At 70.2% G+C, this 19,874-nt stretch carries 20 protein-coding genes, 1 pseudogene and 1 CRISPR repeat array; of the genes and pseudogenes, 11 read left to right on the plus strand and 10 right to left on the minus strand.

Translation table 11 applies throughout. The features are described from left to right. Positions 1-14 precede the first annotated feature (14 nt). The 3 genes from AB0M27_RS19780 to AB0M27_RS19790 are packed head-to-tail and all read right to left on the minus strand — an operon-like array spanning position 15 to position 3,181. Positions 15-812 (minus strand): maleylpyruvate isomerase family mycothiol-dependent enzyme, encoded by a 798-nt coding sequence (locus tag AB0M27_RS19780; protein WP_365723145.1) that lies wholly within the window; start codon positions 810-812, stop codon positions 15-17. Between the two features lie 55 nt (positions 813-867). Then, positions 868-1,761, minus strand: coding sequence for an NAD(P)-dependent oxidoreductase (locus AB0M27_RS19785; RefSeq protein WP_365723146.1), 894 nt, complete (start codon positions 1,759-1,761; stop codon positions 868-870). A 34-nt stretch (positions 1,762-1,795) separates the two neighbouring features. Then, the gene (locus tag AB0M27_RS19790; RefSeq protein WP_365723147.1) at positions 1,796-3,181 is read right to left on the minus strand and encodes an NADP-dependent succinic semialdehyde dehydrogenase; all 1,386 of its coding nucleotides are present in this window, start codon (positions 3,179-3,181) and stop codon (positions 1,796-1,798) included. A 1,006-nt stretch (positions 3,182-4,187) separates the two neighbouring features. On the opposite strand from AB0M27_RS19790, the pseudogene AB0M27_RS19795 reads away from it, so the two are divergent. Then, positions 4,188-4,550 (plus strand): annotated as a pseudogene (locus tag AB0M27_RS19795) (type I-E CRISPR-associated endonuclease Cas1); the annotation flags it as partial. Continuing rightward, a complete protein-coding gene (gene cas2e / locus AB0M27_RS19800; RefSeq protein WP_365723148.1) occupies positions 4,547-4,900 on the plus strand; it encodes a type I-E CRISPR-associated endoribonuclease Cas2e in 354 nt (117 codons plus the stop codon). The pseudogene AB0M27_RS19795 and the gene cas2e, both read left to right, overlap by 4 nt. Before the next feature lie 95 nt (positions 4,901-4,995). Continuing rightward, a CRISPR array of direct repeats spans positions 4,996-5,147; the repeat unit is 28 nt; unit sequence GTGCTCCCCGCGCCCGCGGGGATGGTCC. Between the two features lie 282 nt (positions 5,148-5,429). On the opposite strand, the gene AB0M27_RS19805 is transcribed toward cas2e, so the two are convergent. Further along, positions 5,430-5,681: a hypothetical protein gene (locus tag AB0M27_RS19805; protein ID WP_365723149.1), complete on the minus strand. Its 252-nt coding sequence runs from the start codon at positions 5,679-5,681 to the stop codon at positions 5,430-5,432. 142 nt (positions 5,682-5,823) lie between these two features. After that, the gene (locus AB0M27_RS19810; RefSeq protein WP_365723150.1) at positions 5,824-6,231 is read right to left on the minus strand and encodes a helix-turn-helix transcriptional regulator; all 408 of its coding nucleotides are present in this window, start codon (positions 6,229-6,231) and stop codon (positions 5,824-5,826) included. Positions 6,232-6,465: 234 nt separating this feature from the next. On the opposite strand from AB0M27_RS19810, the gene AB0M27_RS19815 reads away from it, so the two are divergent. The 6 genes from AB0M27_RS19815 (at position 6,466) to AB0M27_RS19840 (ending at position 12,112) form a co-directional block, all read left to right on the plus strand. After that, positions 6,466-6,681, plus strand: coding sequence for a hypothetical protein (locus tag AB0M27_RS19815; protein WP_153543116.1), 216 nt, complete (start codon positions 6,466-6,468; stop codon positions 6,679-6,681). 40 nt (positions 6,682-6,721) lie between these two features. Further along, positions 6,722-6,940 carry a hypothetical protein gene (locus AB0M27_RS19820; protein WP_365723151.1) on the plus strand — a complete coding sequence of 73 codons (219 nt, stop codon included), beginning with the start codon at positions 6,722-6,724 and terminating at the stop codon, positions 6,938-6,940. A 136-nt stretch (positions 6,941-7,076) separates the two neighbouring features. After that, positions 7,077-8,999, plus strand: coding sequence for a hypothetical protein (locus AB0M27_RS19825; protein ID WP_365723152.1), 1,923 nt, complete (start codon positions 7,077-7,079; stop codon positions 8,997-8,999). Positions 9,000-9,080: 81 nt separating this feature from the next. Next, entirely contained in the window at positions 9,081-9,755 is a 675-nt protein-coding gene (locus AB0M27_RS19830; protein ID WP_365723153.1) for a hypothetical protein, read from the plus strand. A gap of 140 nt (positions 9,756-9,895) precedes the next feature. Next, a complete protein-coding gene (locus AB0M27_RS19835) occupies positions 9,896-11,071 on the plus strand; it encodes a 4-hydroxybenzoate 3-monooxygenase (protein WP_365723154.1) in 1,176 nt (391 codons plus the stop codon). Positions 11,072-11,257: 186 nt separating this feature from the next. Then, a complete protein-coding gene (locus AB0M27_RS19840; RefSeq protein ID WP_365723155.1) occupies positions 11,258-12,112 on the plus strand; it encodes a Bax inhibitor-1/YccA family protein in 855 nt (284 codons plus the stop codon). Between the two features lie 67 nt (positions 12,113-12,179). Here the strand turns inward: AB0M27_RS19840 and AB0M27_RS19845 are convergent, their stop codons facing one another. Next, a complete protein-coding gene (locus tag AB0M27_RS19845) occupies positions 12,180-12,410 on the minus strand; it encodes a DUF4287 domain-containing protein (protein WP_020940491.1) in 231 nt (76 codons plus the stop codon). Between the two features lie 99 nt (positions 12,411-12,509). Between AB0M27_RS19845 and AB0M27_RS19850 the strand changes: the two genes are divergently transcribed. Further along, complete coding sequence (locus AB0M27_RS19850) at positions 12,510-12,821, plus strand: hypothetical protein (protein ID WP_365723156.1); 312 nt, start codon at positions 12,510-12,512, stop codon at positions 12,819-12,821. Positions 12,822-12,868: 47 nt separating this feature from the next. Here AB0M27_RS19850 and AB0M27_RS19855 read toward each other — a convergent pair whose 3' ends face one another. From AB0M27_RS19855 to AB0M27_RS19865, 3 genes are all read right to left on the minus strand, one after another. Continuing rightward, entirely contained in the window at positions 12,869-13,660 is a 792-nt protein-coding gene (locus tag AB0M27_RS19855; RefSeq protein WP_365723157.1) for a hypothetical protein, read from the minus strand. Between the two features lie 283 nt (positions 13,661-13,943). Continuing rightward, positions 13,944-15,161, minus strand: coding sequence for an acetyl-CoA C-acetyltransferase (locus tag AB0M27_RS19860; RefSeq protein ID WP_365723158.1), 1,218 nt, complete (start codon positions 15,159-15,161; stop codon positions 13,944-13,946). A gap of 681 nt (positions 15,162-15,842) precedes the next feature. Beyond that, positions 15,843-16,862 (minus strand): SGNH/GDSL hydrolase family protein, encoded by a 1,020-nt coding sequence (locus tag AB0M27_RS19865; RefSeq protein ID WP_365723159.1) that lies wholly within the window; start codon positions 16,860-16,862, stop codon positions 15,843-15,845. Positions 16,863-17,021: 159 nt separating this feature from the next. Between AB0M27_RS19865 and AB0M27_RS19870 the strand changes: the two genes are divergently transcribed. Together AB0M27_RS19870 and AB0M27_RS19875 are read left to right on the plus strand one after the other, a co-directional pair. After that, the gene (locus AB0M27_RS19870; RefSeq protein ID WP_365723160.1) at positions 17,022-18,413 is read left to right on the plus strand and encodes a cystathionine beta-synthase; all 1,392 of its coding nucleotides are present in this window, start codon (positions 17,022-17,024) and stop codon (positions 18,411-18,413) included. 366 nt (positions 18,414-18,779) lie between these two features. After that, a complete protein-coding gene (locus AB0M27_RS19875; protein ID WP_365723161.1) occupies positions 18,780-19,400 on the plus strand; it encodes an SDR family oxidoreductase in 621 nt (206 codons plus the stop codon). A gap of 45 nt (positions 19,401-19,445) precedes the next feature. Here the strand turns inward: AB0M27_RS19875 and AB0M27_RS19880 are convergent, their stop codons facing one another. After that, on the minus strand, positions 19,446-19,865 hold the full coding sequence (locus tag AB0M27_RS19880; RefSeq protein WP_365723162.1) for a hypothetical protein: 420 nt from the start codon (positions 19,863-19,865) through the stop codon (positions 19,446-19,448). Between the last annotated feature and the right edge of the window lie 9 nt (positions 19,866-19,874).

Here is a 19,874-nt window from a genome sequence, read left to right on the forward strand (position 1 = left end):
AACGGGATCGCGTGTCAGATGATGTCGAGGCGGTCGAGGAACGGCTCGGCGACAGCGGCGTCTCCGGTGATCTCGCAGTGCTCGCGCCACGGAGTGCGGGTGGTACCCCAGCAGATGAAGTCGGCCGCGCTGCTGTGGACCTGGGTCGAGCCGAGGGCGCCAGGCGCAACAGTCAGCCCGGCGGGCCCGCCCTCGGCGGGCAGTATCGTGACCGTCGTGGCACCGGGGCCGGTCAGGTCCAGCACGAGCGGCTCGGTGACCGCGGCGTCCAGGTCGTGACCTTGCATCTGCGGCACCCCGGCGAGCATGAACTCCACGGCCGGAGCCACCAGTTCGTCTGTCGGCGCCGGAACCGTGAACGGCAGCGGCCCCCGCGGGCCGAGCAGGTCGTAACGCAGATGGCAGAGCACATTGAACGCCATGGTGTCGGCCAGCAGATGCCGCGGATAGGTTCCCAAGCCCGGCACCGGTATCGGGTCGTCCGCTCGCGGCGTCTTCTGGCCCGCTTCCAGGAGCTCCAACTGCCGGGGGGTGTAGCGCCTCCACTCGTCGATCACCTCACGGTGATTCCAGCCGCGGCGCTCGTCGACCCGCATGTCGTGGTAGCGCTCGCGAACCTGCGGCCAGGACGGGTCCGGTGTGGGGGGTTCGACCGCTTCATGGGCGAGGGCCGCCAGGTGGGCGATCACATCGATGACCCGCCAGCCTTTGCAGGCGGAGGGCGACTCCCACTGCTCGTCGTCTACCCGTGGAACGATGTCCGCGAGCTGCGCGCTACTCGTCCGCGCCGACGCGACTCCTGCTCGTGTCATCAATGCCTCCTTTCGGCGGGCCCGAACCCGGACCGGTGTCCGGGAGACGGCCCGATCAGGCCGCCCGTCGCGACAGCCGGTACGTGGCCGCCACGTCCGCCCGCCCCTGACCGTGCGTGGCAGCCGACTGCAACCGGTCACGTACGACTTCCGCGATGCCCAGCCGCAGCCCGGCACCGTGAGCAGACTCGGTGATCAAAGCGGCGTCCTTCGCCGCCGCCTCCAGCGGGAAGGACGGTGTGTCGAGGTCGTCGCTGATCATCTTGGGGCCCTTGGACTGCACGTACTTGCTGTCCAGCGCACTGCCGCTGATGACGTTGATCAGCTGGTGGGGGTCGACACCCAGCGCCTCGGCCAGGGTGAGGGACTCGGCGATGCCTTCGACGGTCGTCAGCACCCACGCGTTGTAAGCGAGCTTGAGGCTGCTGGGCTGCCCGATGTGGTCCAGCCAGACGGTGCGCGTGCCCACCGCGTCCAGGACCGGCTGAACACGCTCGCCGGCACACAGGTGCGACGCGGCGGCCAGAATGGTCAGGGTGCCGGCGACGGCCGGCTCCCTCGTGCCCAGCACCGGCGCCTCGACGAAGGCGACGCCGAGTCCGTCGGCCTGCTCCGCCAGGCGCAGGCTGCCCTCGGGCGAGACGGTGCAGCACTGCAGCCACACGGCGTCCCGGTCCAGACCGTCACGGGCCTGGTCCATCACCTCGGACACCACCCGCTCGTTGGCGAGAACGGTCAGTACGACCTTGGCCCCGCGGCAGGCCTCAGCCGCCGTGTCGCACACCACCGCGCCGACCTCGGTCAGCGGCTCGGCCGCCGCCCGCCGGCGGTTCCACACCCGAAGCCCCAGCCCGGCCGCGGCGATGTTCCGCGCCATGGCGTCGCCCATGGTTCCGATCCCGAGGACCGCCACCTCCGGACGGCCCCGGGCCGTGTTGCTGCCGCTCATGCTCCCACCTCCGTGGGGACAGTCCCGCCCGCGCTCAGGCGGCGTCCTGCCCGATCCAGACGGTCTTGGCGTTCATGAACTCACGCATCCCGAGGTCGGACAGTTCGCGTCCGTAGCCGCTGCGCTTGACCCCGCCGAAGGGGATTTCGGGGTAGCTGGTGGTGTTGCCGTTGATGAAGGCCATACCGGACTGCACATCCCGGACGAACAGGTCCCGTTCCGCCTGGTCCTCGCTCCACAGGTTCGAACCCAGACCGTACGGGTGACCATTGGCGATCTCCAGGGCCTCCTCCAGGGACGCCACGGTCCACACCTGGGCGACCGGGCCGAAGACCTCCTCGTGGAACATCTTCATCTCGTCCGTGATGCCCGTCAGCACGGTCGGCGGGAAGAACCAGCCGGGCCGGTCCGGACGCCTCCCACCCGTCAACACCGTCGCGCCCTTGCCGACCGCGTCGTCCACGTACGCCTCGACGTCCGCCCGGCCGGACTCGGTCGCCAGCGGACCGACATCCGTGGCGTCCTCCATCGGGTCCCCCACCACCAGGGCCGCCATCTTCGCGGTGAACTCCTCCAGGAACGCCTCGGCGACGTCCTCATGGACGAAGAACCGCTTGCCGTTGATGCACGACTGCCCGTTGTTGAGCGTCCGCGCCCTGACCGCCACGTCGGTCGCCCGGTCCAGATCCGTGGACGGCATGACGATGAACGGGTCGGAGCCGCCGAGTTCGAGCACGACCTTCTTGATCACGTCACCGGCGATCCCGCCCACCGAACGTCCCGCCGGCTCACTGCCGGTGAGCGTCGCGGCCGCCACCCGGTCGTCGCGCAGGACCTCCTCGACCCGGCGCGCGGAGATCAGCAGCGTCTGGAACACGTCGTCCGGGAATCCCGCTTCACGGAAGAGCCGCTCCATGTACAGCGCGCACTGCGGCACGTTCGAGGCGTGCTTGAGCACCCCGACGTTCCCCGCCAGCAACGCGGGCGCGGCGAAGCGCATCGCCTGCCACAGCGGCAGGTTCCACGGCATCACCGCCAGTACCACGCCGATCGGCTGGTACGTCACGAAGGACTCCTTGGCGCCGACGTTCCCGGCGTCGTTCCGCAGATCCCGCAGGAAGTCCGGGCCGTGGGCGGCGTAGAAGCGCAGTCCGTGGACGCACTTGGCCACCTCCTCGCGGGCGGCCCGGAGCGTCTTGCCCATCTCCGTGGTGATCATCCGGCTGACGTCGTCGGCGTCCTTCTCCAGCACATCGGCTGCCTGGTTCAGCCATTGAGCGCGCTGCTCAACGCTCGTGAGGCGATAGGACCTTGCCGCGGCGGCGGCCCGCTCCAGCTTGTCGTCCAACTGCTCGGCGGTGAGTTCCTCGAAGGTCCTGATGACCTCGCCCGTCACAGGATTCGTGGTCGCGATAGCCATAAAATGAGGCTAGTTCCGTCGTTCATTTGTAGCAAAAGGTGTCACGTCGCCCTGCGTGAGACACCATGACCCCCTGTAGGCGAACGCCATTGGCGTCGCGCCGCAATCCGGGGCGGATCAACGCTGCGGGCGATAGCCGGTGACGGCAGAGAACAGGGTCGGGCCCGGATCGGTCAAAACGAGTGATGATCTGCTGGAAAAGGCTTCCTCAGCACGCGAAAACGGACTTCAACGATGCCGAGCGGCACTACAGCTGCGCCATTCTCCAGGCACCGTTCCCGGTGGACGGATATGGCTCGGCCCTGCGGGTGCATTCGCTGTGAACTTCTTACTCCCCCCTTCAGCAGTACGTCGACGTAATACCGCAGTCCCCCAGGAATCACGAAGCAGGTCTACGAGGCGGACAGGTGCCATAAGCCCGATACCCTCGGCTACGATCGTGACATAATGCCTTTCCCCCTTTCGTCTCGATAAATAACATCGATCGAAGAAATGTTGGCGTTCCAGCTCATACCGCCACGCCGACCCTCGGTCCGAACTCCTCTCCTTTTGAGGATCCGCACGATTCCCAACCCAAAGAACACCAACGCTGGCACATACACAAAGAAGATGCCCAAATCGGCACCTTTCGCGTCAATAGAGCTCTCGCTGTCAGCGGCAGCGGATCAAGGAATGGCGTATCGCGTGTCGCCGCGCGGATCAAGTGGTCGGTAGAGCCTTCGTGGGCGAGTCCAGTTCCGTCGAGCGCGATCAGTAGTCGAAGAAGTGACGTCAGCCCGAACCGACCTCGCGCCATCGACGTGGGCACAGCGCTGACCTGTGCTCGCGGGGTGGTCATTGGTTGTTGATGGTCGCTGTGGGCCACTCTTCGACGGCCCACAGACGGCCCAGCCCTCACCTCCCGGCGACGCGGCGCCGCGCATGCGGGGCAGATGCGTCGTTCGTACGCTGGTGGTGCTCGGGGCTACTGCGGAGGTTGGCCATGCCCCGAACCATCTGGTCCGGCGCGCTCGGTTTCGTCCACTCCGGCCACGAACTGTCTTTCGTCCTCGACATCGCCGACTTGTACAAGACGGAGATTGGCATCCCGCTCGCCTTCGACGTCGCAGCCGAGGACGACGAAGACGTCGGCCCGCGCACCCGCCGTGCTCTACGGGATCGCATCAACGAGACGTCCCTGCTGGACCGCTGCGTCAACGACATCAAACGCCTCCTGCTGCCGGAGGCTGCCTCGGCTAGGGCGACGAACGACGACCTCGACGTCGTCACCCTCCAGAGCGACAGCGGCCACACCGTCGCTGCGGGCCGCAACTACGGCGGCGGAGCCGATGAGCACGACGCCTACGGCGACGTGGAGCTCTCCTGGTGACCGTCATCGTCCTCACCAACTGCCCGCCGGGCCTGAGGGGCTTCCTCACCCGCTGGCTCCTTGAGATCTCCGCCGGCGTCTTCATCGGCAACCCGTCCGCCCGGATCCGTGACCTGCTCTGGAATGAGGTCCAGCAGTACGCCCACCAGGGCCGTGCCCTCCTTGCCCACACGACGAACAATGAACAGGGCTTCACCTTCCGCACCTACGACCATGCCTGGCACCCGGTCGACCACGAGGGCCTGACCCTGATCCGCCGCCCCAACACCCAGAGCTCCTCAAATGCCGTGAACGCTCGGCGGAAAGGCTGGAGTAACGCATCCAAGCGACGGCGCTACGGCAAGAACTGATGAGCGCAGTAATGCACCTTATTGGCGATTTGGCGGAATCAGTGAAACTGCTTCAGAGCGGCCCACCTCCGTTACAAAGCCGCAGATCACGAAGCGTGCTCCCCGCGCCCGCGGGGATGGTCCCGGCGGGCGGTCCGGCGGGCAGCGCGGGCGGCAGTGCTCCCCGCGCCCGCGGGGATGGTCCGAGGTCGACGCCAGCCGCCTTCAGCACGGTGTCGTGCTCCCCGCGCCCGCGGGGATGGTCCCGTGCGTGCCTAGTCTTCGCGGTAGCCCTGAGTAATCGGCGAGCGGTGTGACCGGGCTGGCCGTAGGAGCCTGCTGGTTGCAGTCCCGGTTGCAGTTCACCGTCGTACGTGGGCATCCGAAATCGAACACGCGGCAGGACACTCTTGGGGATGAACCTCGGTGAATCGAACGCCGTTACGCCCCAGGGGGCTCAAACCTCGCTGCCCCTTCGCGGGCGTGCCGGTTCAAGTCCGGCTCCGGGCACCAACCGCGCTCCTGTCGCAGGGGCGGACCTCGTAGCTCCTCACCCCTCGTACACCGTCAGTACCGCTCCGTCCACCTCGATGCTCCGGCCCGCCCGGAGCCCGTCCGTGCGCAGGGTGCGCAGGCAGGCGTGGAACAGCTCCAGCTCGTCCGCGTCCAGGATCGCCGCGGCCAGGTCCAGCAGCTCGGTCACCGCGGCCTCGGTGAGCACCTCGGGCAGCTCGCCGGAGAGCAGGACGACCGATTCACCGGCGGGGCCCCGCACCACCGCGGTGGTCGGCCCGCCATGCACGAACAACACGTTCCCCCCAAAGAGCCCGGGTGGTCGTACGGCTCTCGCTCCTCGGGCAGGACGAGAGACTAGCGGGGGACGAGGGCCAATTCGGGGGAAGTCGCATGATTTTTCCGGCGCGGTCCACGAGTGGGCCGCCGGATCACTTCTCCGGTGCCGGGCGAGCGGAGCGGCCGAGCAGGGACTCGACCAGGGCGGCGACATGCCGGCGGTCCTCGGCCGACAACTGCTGCACGCTGGCGATGAGCAGATCCACCTCGGGATCGGTGGTGCGGGCGGCCGTACCGTCGGCGTCCTCGGCGGCCGGGGTGCCGTAGACGTGGATGCCGCAGGCCTCGGCCGCGGCCCGGCGCACGGCGTCGAGTGACAGTTCGAGGCCCTTGGCCAGGCCTTCCAGCGTGCTGGCCTGGGGCATGCGGACAACCCGGTCGGCGGTGGCCAGGTGGTGGACGGTGGAGCGGGGCACACCGCCGCGCCGTGCCACGTCGCCGTAGGACCAGCCCTTGCGGTCGAGACGCTCACGGATCAACTGCTGCAGTGCGTTGGCCACCGAAGTCCACTTCCTGCTCGCCGCTCGACCTGACCGTGCCTGTCAGCGCCGATTCTACGGTCGGGTAGCGGGGGCGCCGAAAGGGTGATTCACCGGATCGGGGTTGCGGAGCGGTGTCACGGGGCCCTAGTGTCCAATCTCGTTGGACAGCTCGTCCGACCAAGTTGGACAGAGTGCGGGGGGAACCTGACTCTCTCCGACCGGAAGCGCCTGTTTCCCGAGGGGGAATCGACCATGTTGAACGCCCACGAGCTCGACGCCGAGTCCGCGGAGCTGCTGCCGGGCCGCGAGGCCCTGGGTCGGCTGAAGTTCAGCTTCGGCAAGACGGTCAACGTCACCAAGCACGTCGCGAACATCAGCGCGCACAACGAGTCCGCCGCACTGAACGACCACTCCTCGTGGTCCGTGGCCGACTCCGGCGCCGGCCAGACCATCAGCGTCAGCCAGTAGCCCGCGTACCCGACCCACCCACCACGAAAGGACAACCACCATGAGCATGGACATGCGCGAGCTGGACGGCGAGTCCGCGGAGCTGCTGCCGGGCCGTGAGGCCCTCGGCCGGCTGAAGTTCAGCTTCCACCGGACGGTCAACGTCACCAAGCACGTGGCGAACATCAACGCCCACAACGAGTCGGCGGCCCTGAACGACCACTCCTCGTGGTCGGACGCCGAGTCGTCGGCCCAGCAGACGATCAGCGTCACCCAGTAACGGCACCACGGCCGCGGGGACGGATCGCACCAGCCCGAAGGGGCGCCGAGCGCCCCGGAGGGCAACAAGGCACAGGGCGTGCGGGTGGTCCGTCCCCGCGGTCTTTTCCGGGGGGAACGTGGGGGGAGAACCACAGATGACGGTGCTCGACGACGGCACCAGCGCGCTGTACGACACCGGTCCGGTACCCGGACCCGGCGGCTGGCCGGTGACGTACGAACAGGTGACGACCGGCAGCCTGCCGGTCGTCGGAACGCCGGTCCGGCCGGCCCCGCGGCTCAGCGCGGGACTGCGACTGCACGGCGAGTACCAGGGTTCGGGCTTCACCGAACCGAAGTACATCGCCCGTCGGGGGGACGGGCAGGTCGTCCAGTTGTCGCGGCTGCTGTACCTGGTGGCGTCGTCCGTCGACGGCGTCCGTGACGTCGAGACGATCGCCCACCGGGTCAGCGCCCGCTACGGCCGCGAGGTCAGCGGCGAGAACATCCGCTACCTGGTGGAGAACAAGCTCGAACCGCTCGGCGTGTGCGTGCCCGAGGGCCAGGAGGACGACGAGGTCGACGCCCCGCGCTCCGACCTGCTGCTCGCCCTCAAGGGTCACCGGGTGATCTTCGACGAACGCCGTACGGCGCGGATCGCGCGGGCCCTGACCTGGCTGCACCGCCCGGCCGTGGTCGCCGCCGTCCTGCTCACGGCGCTCGCGATGGACGTCTGGCTGTTCGGCTTCTTCGGGGCGATCGAACCGGTGCTGGAGGTCCTGGACCAGCCGGTGCTGATCCTCATCGTCTTCGCCCTCACCGTGGCCTCGCTCGTCTTCCACGAGTTCGGCCACGCCTCGGCCTGCCGGTACGGCGGCGCCCGGCCCGGCTGCATCGGCTGCGGGCTGTTCCTCATCTGGCCGTCGATGTACACCGACGTCACCGACGTCTACCGGATCTCCCGCGCCGGCCGGCTCCGCACGGACCTCGGCGGGGTGTACTTCAACGTCGTCTTCATGCTGGCCATGGCCGGGGCCTACTTCGCCACCGGGGCGCAGTTCTTCCTGGCCGCCGTCTACCTCGGGCACTTCGAGATCCTCGAACAGCTGATGCCGGCCGTCCGCCTGGACGGCTACTACATCCTGGGCGACCTCGCCGGAGTGCCCGATCTCTACGGCAAGATCAAGCCGATCCTGCTCTCGCTCGTGCCGGGCGCCAAGGGCCGGGCGGCGCGCGCGGAGGTCGCCGGGCTGAAGAGGTCCGCGCGCACCATCGTGGCCGGCTGGGTGCTGACGATGGTGCCGCTGATCGTCGGCGAGATGGGCTACGCGCTGTGGAACCTGCCCCGGATCCTCACCACGATGGTCCGCTCGCTGACCGAGCAACTCCTCGGCACCGGCGGGGCGTTCGCGCACGGCCAGATCGTCGCCGGGCTCGTCGGGGTGATCGGTTGCGTGATGCTGCTGTGCCCGATGGCCGGTGTCGTCTATCTGTCGGTGAAGATCGGCGGCCGGCTCTTCCGGGCCGCGAAGCGCTCCACGGCCGGACGGCCCTGGCTGCGGCTCGCGCTGTGCGTGCTCGCCCTCGCCGGACTGACCGGGCTCTCCTACGCCTGGGTGTCCGGGGTGACCCCGAAGCCGCTGCCGAAGAAGCCGCCGATCGCGCCGATCCTGCAGCCCGGGGTGCCCACCGAGGAGCCCTCGCCGCGGGACGCCTCGACCCCGGGCCACGGCGGGCACGGCGGGTACGGCGCCGGCGGCGCCTCCGTGTCGCCTTCGGCGGTGCCGGGGGCGTCCGCGTCGGCGTCGGGCGACGGGCCGTCGCCGGGCACCTCGATGAGCGCGTCCGCCTCCGCGCCGCAGTCCTCGGCCTCGGCTCCGGCACCGGGCACGCCGACCGGCTCGAAGTCCCGTGAGCCGGACTCCTCCACCGGCGGTGGCACCGCGAGTACGCCCCCGCCCACCAGCCCGGACCCCGGAACCCCGACCTCCCCGACCCCGTCGGAGAGCATCCCCACGTCACCGACCGCAAGCCCCACACCCGCACCGTCCGGCGACTCGCCCGCGCCGGCGTCGTCCTGACCTCTCGAAGTCAATTTCCCGAAGTCCACTGCCCGAAGCCCGCTCTTCGCAGGCAGTCCTCATGACATCGCAGGAGAACCCATGAGCAGCCATCGCAAGGCACGCTCCAGCAACCACCCCCTCGCCCGCCGCGCCCTGGGCCTCGGCCTGTTCGCGGCCGGAATCGCCGGTGCGGCCACCGCCGTACCGGCCCAGGCGGCGACCGGCGCCTCGCACGCGGCCTTCGCCTCCGACCACGTCTTCAGCCACGCCGACCGGGCCCATCACACACGGGCCGAGGACTCCTTCACCGTCCGCCAGTTCGGCACCGTCAACGCGGCGGGGGTGCGCAACCAGGCCAACGCCGTCTCGGCCGGCTGCTCGGCCGACGACCACTGCCGGTCGGTCGCGCTGTCCTTCCAGATCGTCACGATCGCCGGTGAGCGCACACACCTGAACGCCGTGAACCTCAGCGACGCGGCCAACAAGGAGTGCACCGGCTGCCAGACCCTCGCCGGCGCCTACCAGTTCGTCGTCTCCACGCCGGCACCGCTCACCCTCGACGCCGACACCCGGCGGCGGCTCGCCGACATCCATCGCCGGCTGGACGCGCTGACCCGCTCCACGCTGCCCGCGGGCGAGCTGAAGACCCGGGTCGACGGCCTGGCGGGCGAGGTGAGCGCGGTCCTGCGCGATGCCGTCGCCCACGCGCCGAAGGCGGACGCGCAACCCACCGTCACCCTGCACCGCCATCTGGACGGCTGGCCGGGTCACTGAACGCCGCGCCGAGCGACGGCCCAATGGGGCGCGATGCGCCCCATTGACATCGGTCGGCTCCCGGCGCAGACTCTGCCGCAAGTTAGTGAAGAAAAGTTCACTGTGCGAACGCCGTAGAGTCGACCCGAAAGGACGAACCGATGCGCACCACCGTCGCCATCATCGGAGCCGGGCCGGCCGGACTGCTGCTCGCGCGGCTGCTGTACCGCGCCGGCATCGACTCGGTCGTCCTGGAGAGCCGCGACCGCGCCTACGTCGAACATCGGCAGCGCGCCGGAATCCTGGAGCAGGGCACCGTCGACGTGCTGCGCGCGGCCGGCGCCGGGGAGCGGATGGACCGGGTGGGCCTGCGGCACGACGGCATCGAGCTGCGCTTCGACCGGCGCCGCCACCGCGTCGACTTCCCCGGTCTGACCGCCGGGCGGTCGGTGATGGTGTACGCCCAGACCGAGGTCTGCAAGGACCTGATCGCCCTTCAGCTGAAGGAGGGCGGACCGCTGCTGTTCGAGGCGGAGGCGCTGGCGGTGGAGGGCGCCGACGGCGACCGGCCGCGCGTCCGGTTCCGGCACGAGGGCCGCGAGGACGTGCTGGAGTGCGACTACGCCGTCGGCTGCGACGGCTTCTGGGGCGTGGCCCGGGCGGCCTTCCCGGCCGCCCTGTCCCGGGTGTTCGAGCGGACGTACCCCTACGCCTGGCTCGGCATCCTCGCCGATGTCGCGCCCTCGCACGACGAACTCGTCTACGCCCGCCACGACCGCGGCTTCGCCCTCCTGTCCATGCGCTCCCCGTCCGTTTCCCGCCTCTATCTCCAGGTGCCCGCCGGCACGGACGCCGACGAGTGGACGGACGACGAGATCTGGTCGGAGCTGGAGCGCCGTTTCGAGACCGCGGACGGCTGGCGGCTGGAACGCGGCCTCATCACCCAGAAGTCGGTCACACCGATGCGCTCCTTCGTGCACGAGCCGATGCGTCACGGCCGGCTCTTCCTCGCCGGTGACGCCGCTCACATCGTGCCGCCGACCGGGGCCAAGGGGCTGAACCTCGCCGTCGGTGACGTCGTCACCCTCGCCCGCGCGCTCGTCCACGAGAAGGAGACCGGCTCGGCGGACCTCCTCGGCGCCTACTCCGCGACCTGTCTGCGCCGCGTCTGGCAGGCCGAGCGGTTCTCCTACGACATGACGACGATGCTCCATCCGGGCCCGGACGCCACACCCTTCGACGCCCGCCTCCAGCGGGCCCGGCTGGAGCGGATCGCCTCCTCCCGCGCGGCCGAGACCGACCTGGCCGAGGCGTACACCGGATTCCCGCTGGGTTAGCGGCGGGTCTCGGCGAGGTAGCAGGTTCGTCATGGAAGGCGATCACCCATGGCCGGGAATCACTCGTCCGCGTAGCGTGTTGGGCAGCACGGCAGGGGAAAGATCCTCCTCAAGTATCATGGTCAGTCCTTTGCCAATCCATTACTCTTGAGCCAAGGCTGTGCATGGCAGCCATGGAGGAGTGAAATGAGGAGCAGCAACCCGGTCTTCTCGCGACGGGGGTTCAGCCGCGACAACGGCTACGCCGGCTTCAACACCGCACCGCAGGCCGGGTACGCACAGGGCAACCCGTACGCGCAGAACCCCTACGCCCAGAACCCGTACGCCCAGCAGGGTGTCGGCGCCCCGCCGCAGGCCCCCGCCACCACCGACCGGATGACCATGGACGACGTCGTCGTCCGCTCGGCCATCACGCTCGGCACCGTCGCCGTCGGCGCCGTCCTCGCCTGGGCGCTGCTGCCGGTCACGGCGACCAGCTACGGCCTGGCCGTCGGCTCGGCGATCGTCGCGTTCGTCCTGGCGATGGTCCAGAACTTCAAGCGCACCCCGTCGCCCGCGCTGATCCTCGGATACGCCGCCTTCGAGGGCGTCTTCCTCGGTGTCATCAGCGAGATGTACAACAGCCGCTGGAGCGGCGCCCCCTTCCAGGCGGTGCTCGGCACCATGGCGGTCTCGGCCGCGACCCTGCTCGTCTACAAGGCCGGCTGGATCCGCGTCACCGCCCGCTACGCCCGCATCGGCATGGCCATCGCCATGGCGTTCCTGGTGGTCATGGCGGTCAACCTGCTGCTGGTCGTGTTCGGCGTCGCCGAGGACGGCGGTCTGCGCAGCTTCGGTCCGCTCGGCGCGCTCGTCGGCATCATCGCCGTCGTGCTCGGTGCGTTCTTCCTGACCCTCGACTTCAAGCAGATCGAGGACGGCATCGCCTACGGCGCCCCGCGCAACGAGTCCTGGCTCGCCGCGTTCGGTCTCACCGTGACCCTGGTGTGGATCTACCTGGAGATGCTGCGACTGGTGGCGATCTTCACCAACAACGACTAGCGCTGACGCCGGTCATGAGGAGGGCCCCGGGTTCCGACCCGGGGCCCTTCGCCGTCTTCGGCGGCGGCTAGAGCAGCTTGCGTGCCGCCCTCCTCAGGTCGTACTCGTGGACGATCGCCTTCGCGTGGCCGTAGGCGAGGTCGTACTCGTGCCGGAGCCAGCTGACCTTCTCCTCGAAGCGGAACAGGGCGGGGCCTTCTTCAACGGTGCGCAGCCAGTCGGACACTTCGCGACCGGTGCAGTGGGGGATGCGGGCGAGCAGATTGCGGTGGGTCTCCTCCGAGAAGAGCTGGGACATCGGCGCCTCCGAACGCAAAGGGGATGTAAGCCGGTCCTTCACGTCACCGTGCCTGAGCGTTCGCGTATTGGCAACAGTGCGGCACGTTACGCTCGGCGCGTGGTTGATACGACGCCCTTGACCCGAGCAGTGGATCACTTCGCCGACAAGTTGCGCGCGGCGCCGCAGAGCCGGCTTCAGCGGGGTGCCGCGGCCGAGGCTCTCGAGCTGGCCAGGGAGTTGGCCCGGCGGGCCCAGGCCGTCGAGGAGCCTGGGAGCGAGCCGCGGGAGATGCCGGACGCCGGGATGTTCGCCGCGGCTGATCAGATTCTCGTGGCCGCGCATGACTTGGCGGTGGTGTTGCGCAGTGACGACGAAGTCGCCGAGGCGGTGCGGGTGGTTGAGGAGGCGCGGCAGAGGGCGGGGGTCTGAGGCGCCCCTTCGGGGCGCGCGGTCCCTCGCCCCGTGTCAAAGGGCCCTCAGAGTGACGCGATGACCCTGTCCGCCAGGATGTAGACCATGTTCTCGTCGTCCTCGCCGTAGGCGAAGGTGAGCGAGTAGGCGCCGGAGACGCCGGAACCGCCGAGCAGATACGGGGCCTCGCCCGCGTCCACCGCTGCCGCCAGGCGTTCGGCGGTCTCGCGGTGGCCCGGGGTCATGCAGAGGGTGGTGCCGTCGGCGAAGACGTAGACGTCGAGGGTGCCGAGGGGGCCCGGGCGGACGTCGGAGAGCTCGACGCGCTCGGCGGCCAGCTGCTCCAGTGTGGTCACGGTGCGCTCGTGATCGTTCACCGCCGGCGACTGCACCGGGACGAAGTCGGGGTGCGAGGGGTGACGGCGGCGGGCCGCGGCCCGTTCCGGGGACTCCCCGGCGAACTCGTCGGCGTCGGCGGTCGGCTCGGACACCGGCTCCAGGCCGGCGAAATCGGTCTGCCGGGGCAGGAACAGCTCGGTGTCAGGCAGTCCGAGCAGGGTCGGGGTGTCGGAGGCGTCACGGGCCTCCTGCGCGGCCCAGAAGGCACGTGCCTCGGCCAGCTCGCGCTCCCGCTCCTCGGCGAGCGCCTCGGCCACGGCGGCGCGTATCTGGTCGGCGTCGGCGCTGCTGCGGGCGTGCGGCAGCAGCGCGCGCATGGCGGCCGACTGGCGCTCGGCGAGCTGGGCCTGCAGCTCTGCCAGCTGGCGGCGCAGCTTCAGGACGGTGCGCAGGACGGCGACGCCCACGGCGCCGGTGGCGGCCGTGGTGAGCAGCAGGGCGATGGGCATGGCGCTCACTGACGTACTCCCGGTTCAAAGTCGACCCCCGACTTCCTACATCAGCTTGAAGGGTGGACTAAGCAGCTGTCAGTGCGTAACGTCACGAAACGGACAGGACTTTGGCCTCGTGCTTTCGCTGCGAACCGCGCTGACCCGCGCTGACCTGCGCCGATGTGTCCGTCGAGCGAGATAGGTCACATCCTGGGGGAGATTGGATCACGAAAAGGCCCGGAACCGTGGAGTTTTCTCGGTTCCGGGCCGTTTCCTGACGTAAGGCGCCTGCCTCGCTACGGACGGTGGATCAGCTGAGGCGCTCGATGACCATCGCCATGCCCTGGCCGCCGCCGACGCACATCGTCTCCAGGCCGAACTGCTTGTCGTGCCACTGCAGGGAGTTGATGAGCGTGCCGGTGATCCGGGCGCCGGTCATGCCGAAGGGGTGGCCGACGGCGATGGCGCCGCCGTTGACGTTCAGCCTGTCGAGGTCGATGCCGAGTTCCCGGTAGGAAGGGATCACCTGGGCGGCGAACGCCTCGTTGATCTCGACCAGGTCGATGTCGTCGATGGTGAGGCCGGCACGCTGCAGCGCCTGCTTGCTCGCCTCGACCGGGCCGAGGCCCATGATCTCGGGGGAGAGGCCGGAGACGCCGGTGGACACGATCCGGGCGAGCGGGGTGAGGCCCAGCTCGCGGGCCTTGGTGTCGCTCATGATGACGACGGCGGCGGCGCCGTCGTTGAGCGGGCAGCAGTTGCCGGCGGTGACGAGTCCGTCCGGGCGGAAGACCGGCTTGAGGCCCGCGACGCCCTCCAGGGTGACGCCGGGGCGCGGGCCGTCGTCCTTGCTGACGACCGTGCCGTCGGGGAGGGTCACCGGGGTGATCTCGCGCTCCCAGAAACCGTTCTTGATGGCCTGCTCGGCCAGGTTCTGCGAGCGGACGCCGAACTCGTCCATGTCCTGGCGGGTGATGCCCTTGGCGCGGGCCAGGTTCTCGGCGGTCTGGCCCATCGCGATGTACGGGTCGGGCAGCAGGCCGTCCTCGCGCGGGTCGTGCCAGGTGGAGCCGGTCGACTCGGCGGTGGCCACGGTGCGGGCCTCGGCCTCGGCGAACAGCGGGTTGTGCGTGCCGGGCATGTCGGAGCTGCCGTGGGCGTAACGCGAGACCATCTCGACACCGGCCGAGATGAAGACGTCGCCCTCGCCGGCCTTGATGGCGTGCAGGGCCATGCGGGAGGTCTGCAGGGACGAGGAGCAGTACCGGGTGATCGTGCAGCCCGGAAGGTGGTCCATGCCCATCTGTACGGCGACGATCCGGCCGAGGTTGTGGCCCTGCTCGCCGCCGGGGAGGCCGCAGCCGAGCATCAGGTCGTCGATGTCCTTGGGGTCCAGCTCGGGGATCTTGGCGAGCGCGGCCTGGATGATCGTGGCGGTCAGGTCGTCGGGGCGCAGGTCCTTCAGGGAGCCCTTGACGGCGCGGCCGATGGGGGAGCGGGCGGTCGAGACGATGACGGCTTCGGGCATCACGGCTCCAGTGAACGGGGTTTGCTTTTCGGGCAGGGCCGGTTGGGAAGTTACCGCTACGTATGGTCCAGGTCACCGGTGTCGGGGTGTGACACTGACCGCAGTTTACTAAGCGCTTGCTTGGGTCTCCGGCGGCTTGGCCGACATCGTGCGGGTGGACCCGGTTGCCACCCCAGGGGGTTCCGCCCCCCTGGACCCCCGCTCTCGCCCACCCTCCCACCCGTTTCGGTCGGCTGAGAAGGCGCCGCGAGGGGTCTCCGTGGGCGGGCACGTCGTGGCGGGGTCGGGGTGGGTGCGAAAGGGAAGTGACGGGGTCGCTGTGTGTGGGGAGGCGGCGTGGCGGGGGGTGTGGTGGGTGCGAAGGCGGCGTCATGGGGCGCGGTGGGTGCGAAACGGGCGTGGCGGGATCGGGCTGGGTGGGAGGCGCCGTGGCGGGTCGCGGGGAGCGAAGGGCGCGTGATGGGGCGGTGATGGAAGGCGTGGTGGCCGGGCGCGGTGGGGTGGGAGGGCGGCGTGGCCGGGGCGCGGCTGGTGGGCTGGGCCGGTCGATGGCGGTGGGGGCGGTTGGGCCGGGGGCCGGGGCGGGGCGGCTCAGGGCGATGGGGTGCCCCTTCCCCCGCCTTCCAGCCGACCGAGTCGGGTGGGCAGAGTGGGGGTCCGGGGGCGGAGCCCCCAGGTGGGTCACAAGGACGGGCGGGCGGGCTCGGCCTCCGGTACGCGGCGCCGGCGGCGTCGCTTCAGCAGCGCCCAAGGACCCCGCGGCCCCGTCGGCATCGCCGCCGTAACCTCGGTACCGGCCTCCGACGCCGCCTCGGCGGCAGCGCGGGCGACCGGCAGGAAGCCCTCGCGCCGCGACACGTCCGGCCGTTCCTCCTCCGCCGGCCACAGGCCCAGCGCCGCGCACACCGTCGGCAACACCGCCATCGCCGCCGTCGCGTACCCCTCCGCCGAGGGGTGGTAGTTGTCCGGCCCGAAGAGTTCACGCGGGTTCGCCTCGAACTCGGGGCCCAGCAGGTCGCCCAGCGACACCGTCCGTCCCCCCTGCTCCACCACCCCGATCGTCTGCGCCGCCGCCAGCTGCCGGGAGGCGCGCCGGGCCAGCCAGCGCAGCGGCTGCTGCACCGGCTCGATGGTGCCGAGGTCGGGGCAGGTGCCGACCACCACCTCCGCGCCGGCCGTGCGCAGCCGGCGTACCGCCGCCGACAGATGCCGTACGGAACGGGTCGGCGGCATCCGGTGGGTCACGTCGTTCGCGCCGATCATGATCACGCACACGTCCGGGACCGGCGACGCCCCCGACAGCACCGACGCCACCTGGCGGTCCAGGTCGTCGGACTGGGCGCCCGGCAACGCCACGTTCCGCAGCTCCACCGGGCGTTCCGCCACCGCCGCCAGGCCCGAGGCCAGCAGCGCGCCCGGTGTCTGGCCCGCCCGGTGCACGCCCTGCCCGGCCGCAGTGGAGTCGCCGAGCATGATCAGACGGAGGGGCGGTTCTCCGGGGACGTCGTAGGCGTGGCCGTACACGCCGTCGGCCACCGGGACGCGGCCGCCGCTGTGGTTGCCCACATGGCGCCGGGCCAGCCGTACCTCCGCGAGCAGCAGACCGACCGCGGCCGCGCCGACCAGCCCGACCCCGCCACCGCCGTACGCCGCTCCGGCCGCGATGCGCCGGGCCACTCTCGCCCTCGACATGCTGGTCATGCGTCGCCGCCACCTCCTCGTAGCCGTACACCCACTCCTTGCCCCGTACGGACCGTGCGTCAATCTCAACGGGGAGTGAACGGCCGCGTCAGCCACACAGCTGGCCTTAGGCTGGCGACACCACTAAGACCACATCTTTTGCAGCATCCGGAGACAACGGTGCAATTCCACGACTCGATGATCAGCCTCGTCGGCAACACCCCGCTGGTGCGGCTCAACAACGTGACCAAGGGCATCCAGGCCACCGTCCTGGCCAAGGTGGAGTACTTCAACCCGGGCGGCTCCGTGAAGGACCGCATCGCCCTGCGCATGATCGAGGCCGCCGAGCAGAGCGGTGAGCTCAAGCCCGGCGGGACGATCGTCGAGCCGACCAGCGGCAACACCGGTGTGGGGCTGGCCATCGTGGCTCAGCAGAAGGGGTACAAGTGCATCTTCGTGTGCCCCGACAAGGTCTCCACCGACAAGATCAACGTGCTGCGGGCCTACGGCGCCGAGGTCGTCGTGTGCCCGACCGCCGTCGCTCCTGAACACCCGGACTCCTACTACAACGTCTCCGACCGGCTCGTCCGCGAGACCCCGGGAGCCTGGAAGCCCGACCAGTACTCCAACCCCAACAACCCGCTCTCGCACTACCACTCGACCGGCCCCGAGCTGTGGGAGCAGACCGAGGGGAAGATCACCCACTTCGTGGCGGGCGTGGGTACGGGCGGCACCATCTCCGGTACCGGCCGCTACCTGAAGGACGTCAGCGACGGCAAGGTCAAGGTCGTCGGCGCCGACCCCGAGGGCTCGGTGTACTCCGGCGGGTCCGGGCGGCCGTACCTGGTCGAGGGCGTCGGCGAGGACTTCTGGCCGACCGCCTACGACCGCACCGTCGCGGACGAGATCGTCGCCGTGTCCGACAAGGACTCCTTCCAGATGACCCGCCGGCTGGCCAAGGAGGAGGGCCTGCTGGTGGGCGGCTCCTGCGGCATGGCCGTCGTCGCGGCGCTGCGGGTCGCCGAGCGGCTCGGGCCCGACGATGTCGTGGTCGTGCTGCTTCCGGACAGCGGGCGCGGCTACCTCAGCAAGATCTTCAACGACGAGTGGATGGCCGACTACGGCTTCCTGGAGGACGAGGGCCCGAGCGCCCGCGTCGGTGACGTCCTGAACGACAAGGCGGGCGGCACCATCCCCTCCCTGGTGCACATGCACCCGGAGGAGACCGTCGGCCAGGCCATCGAGGTGCTGCGCGAGTACGGCGTCTCGCAGATGCCGGTCGTCAAGCCGGGCGCCGGTCACCCGGACGTGATGGCCGCCGAGGTCGTCGGGTCCGTGGTGGAACGGGAGCTGCTGGACGCCCTGTTCTCCAAGCGCGCCTCCCTCGAGGACCCGCTGGAGAAGCACATGTCCGCCCCGCTGCCCCAGGTCGGCTCCGGCGAGCCGGTTGGCGACCTGATGAGCGTGCTCGGCTCGGCCGACGCGGCGATCGTCCTGGTCGAGGGCAAGCCCACCGGCGTGGTCAGCCGGCAGGACCTGCTGGCCTTCCTGGCCAAGGGCGGAAAGCAGTAGCGAACCCCCGGTGAACTGCGGGTTCACGGGCGCCTCTTGAGGTGAGGCGGGGTTCGCGGAAGTGGTACGAGCGTGTCACGTGCGCGCAGCACCCGCTTAACACGCGTCCGGCACATTAGTGGGTGTCGGCAGGGCGGGAGCGGCTCCCCGCCCCGGCCGGCGCCGAACGGCGTCAAGGACCTCCGGAGCGGCTCCCGGACCTCCATGGACGCCACGGACGCGCAAGCCCGGCCCTGACCCGGCCCGCGTCCCTCGCGGGGACCGCCGTCGTCCCGCCCCCCGGCAACGGGGGTGCGGCGGTCCCCGCGCAAATCTTTTTCCAGGGACTCGGCGAGCGGTGCTGGATTCCCAGCTCCCCAGCAGAGCGTGGTGGAGAAGATCCGGGCCGACGGCGGCGAGGCGCTCGCGGTGGTCGCCGACGTCACCGACGACGCGTCGGTGGAGGCCGCCCGTGACCTGGTCCACGAGACCTTCGGCGCCGTCGACCTCGTCGTCGACAACGCCGGCGTCATGCTGCCGAACCCGATCGACGAGGGCCGGCTCGACGAGTGGCAGCGGATGCTCGACACCAACGTCACCGGAGTGCTGCGGATCATCCGCGCCTTCTCCGCCGACCTGGTGGGCGCCGCCGCCGAGGGCCGCACCGCCGACCTCGTCGACGTCTCCTCCATCGGCGCCCACCTCACCTTCCCCAACTACGCGGTGTACGGGGCGACCAAGGCCGCCGGCACCCATCTCTCGCAGAACCTGCGCTCCGAGTTCGGGCCGCGTGACGTGCGGGTGACGAACATCGAGCCGGGGCTGAGGGAGACCGAGCTGGCGGCCCACGTGAGCAGCGCGGAGCCGTCCGGGCAGCTGGACGAGATGTTCGGGGCGATCGGCGGGCTCACGGCGGCCGAGGTCGCGGACGTCGTCGCCCACGCCTCCAGCCGGCCCCGGCACGTCAACCTCCGCCAGATCATGGTCCTGCCGACCCGGCGGGCGTGAACCGGCGCCCGTCCAGGCCTGCCGACCCGGCAGGCGCGAGGGGGGTCAGTCGTCGTCGGAGGGACGGCGGCGGCCCAACAGGCCCGGATTGGTGCGGGCGGCCTGGACGAGGTTGACGCCGACGACGCCGCCCCAGGAGATCAGCAGGCCGGACAGGCCGGCGTTGTAGGCGCCGATCGCCGACAGCGGGATCGCCAGCACCAGCGAGACGACGGCGAGGCCGAACCGCTCGGCCCAGGAGTCCGCGCCGTCCCCTGGGCGGTTGCCGCGTGCCACCTGTATCCGCTGCTCGGCCAGTGTCCGGCGCAGCCGGCGCTCGACCGCCCCGTCGATGCGCTGGTCGACCTTCTCCAGGAAGGAGTCGACCAGCACCGACTCGTACTCCTCACCCAGTTCCCTGCGGGTCTGGAGGGTGGCGTCGAGTTCTTTTCTCAGGTCGGTGTCCCGCCCGTCCGTTCCGGTCATGAGGGATAC

The organism is Streptomyces sp. NPDC052107, assembly GCF_040680215.1.
Lineage (GTDB): Bacteria > Actinomycetota > Actinomycetes > Streptomycetales > Streptomycetaceae > Streptomyces.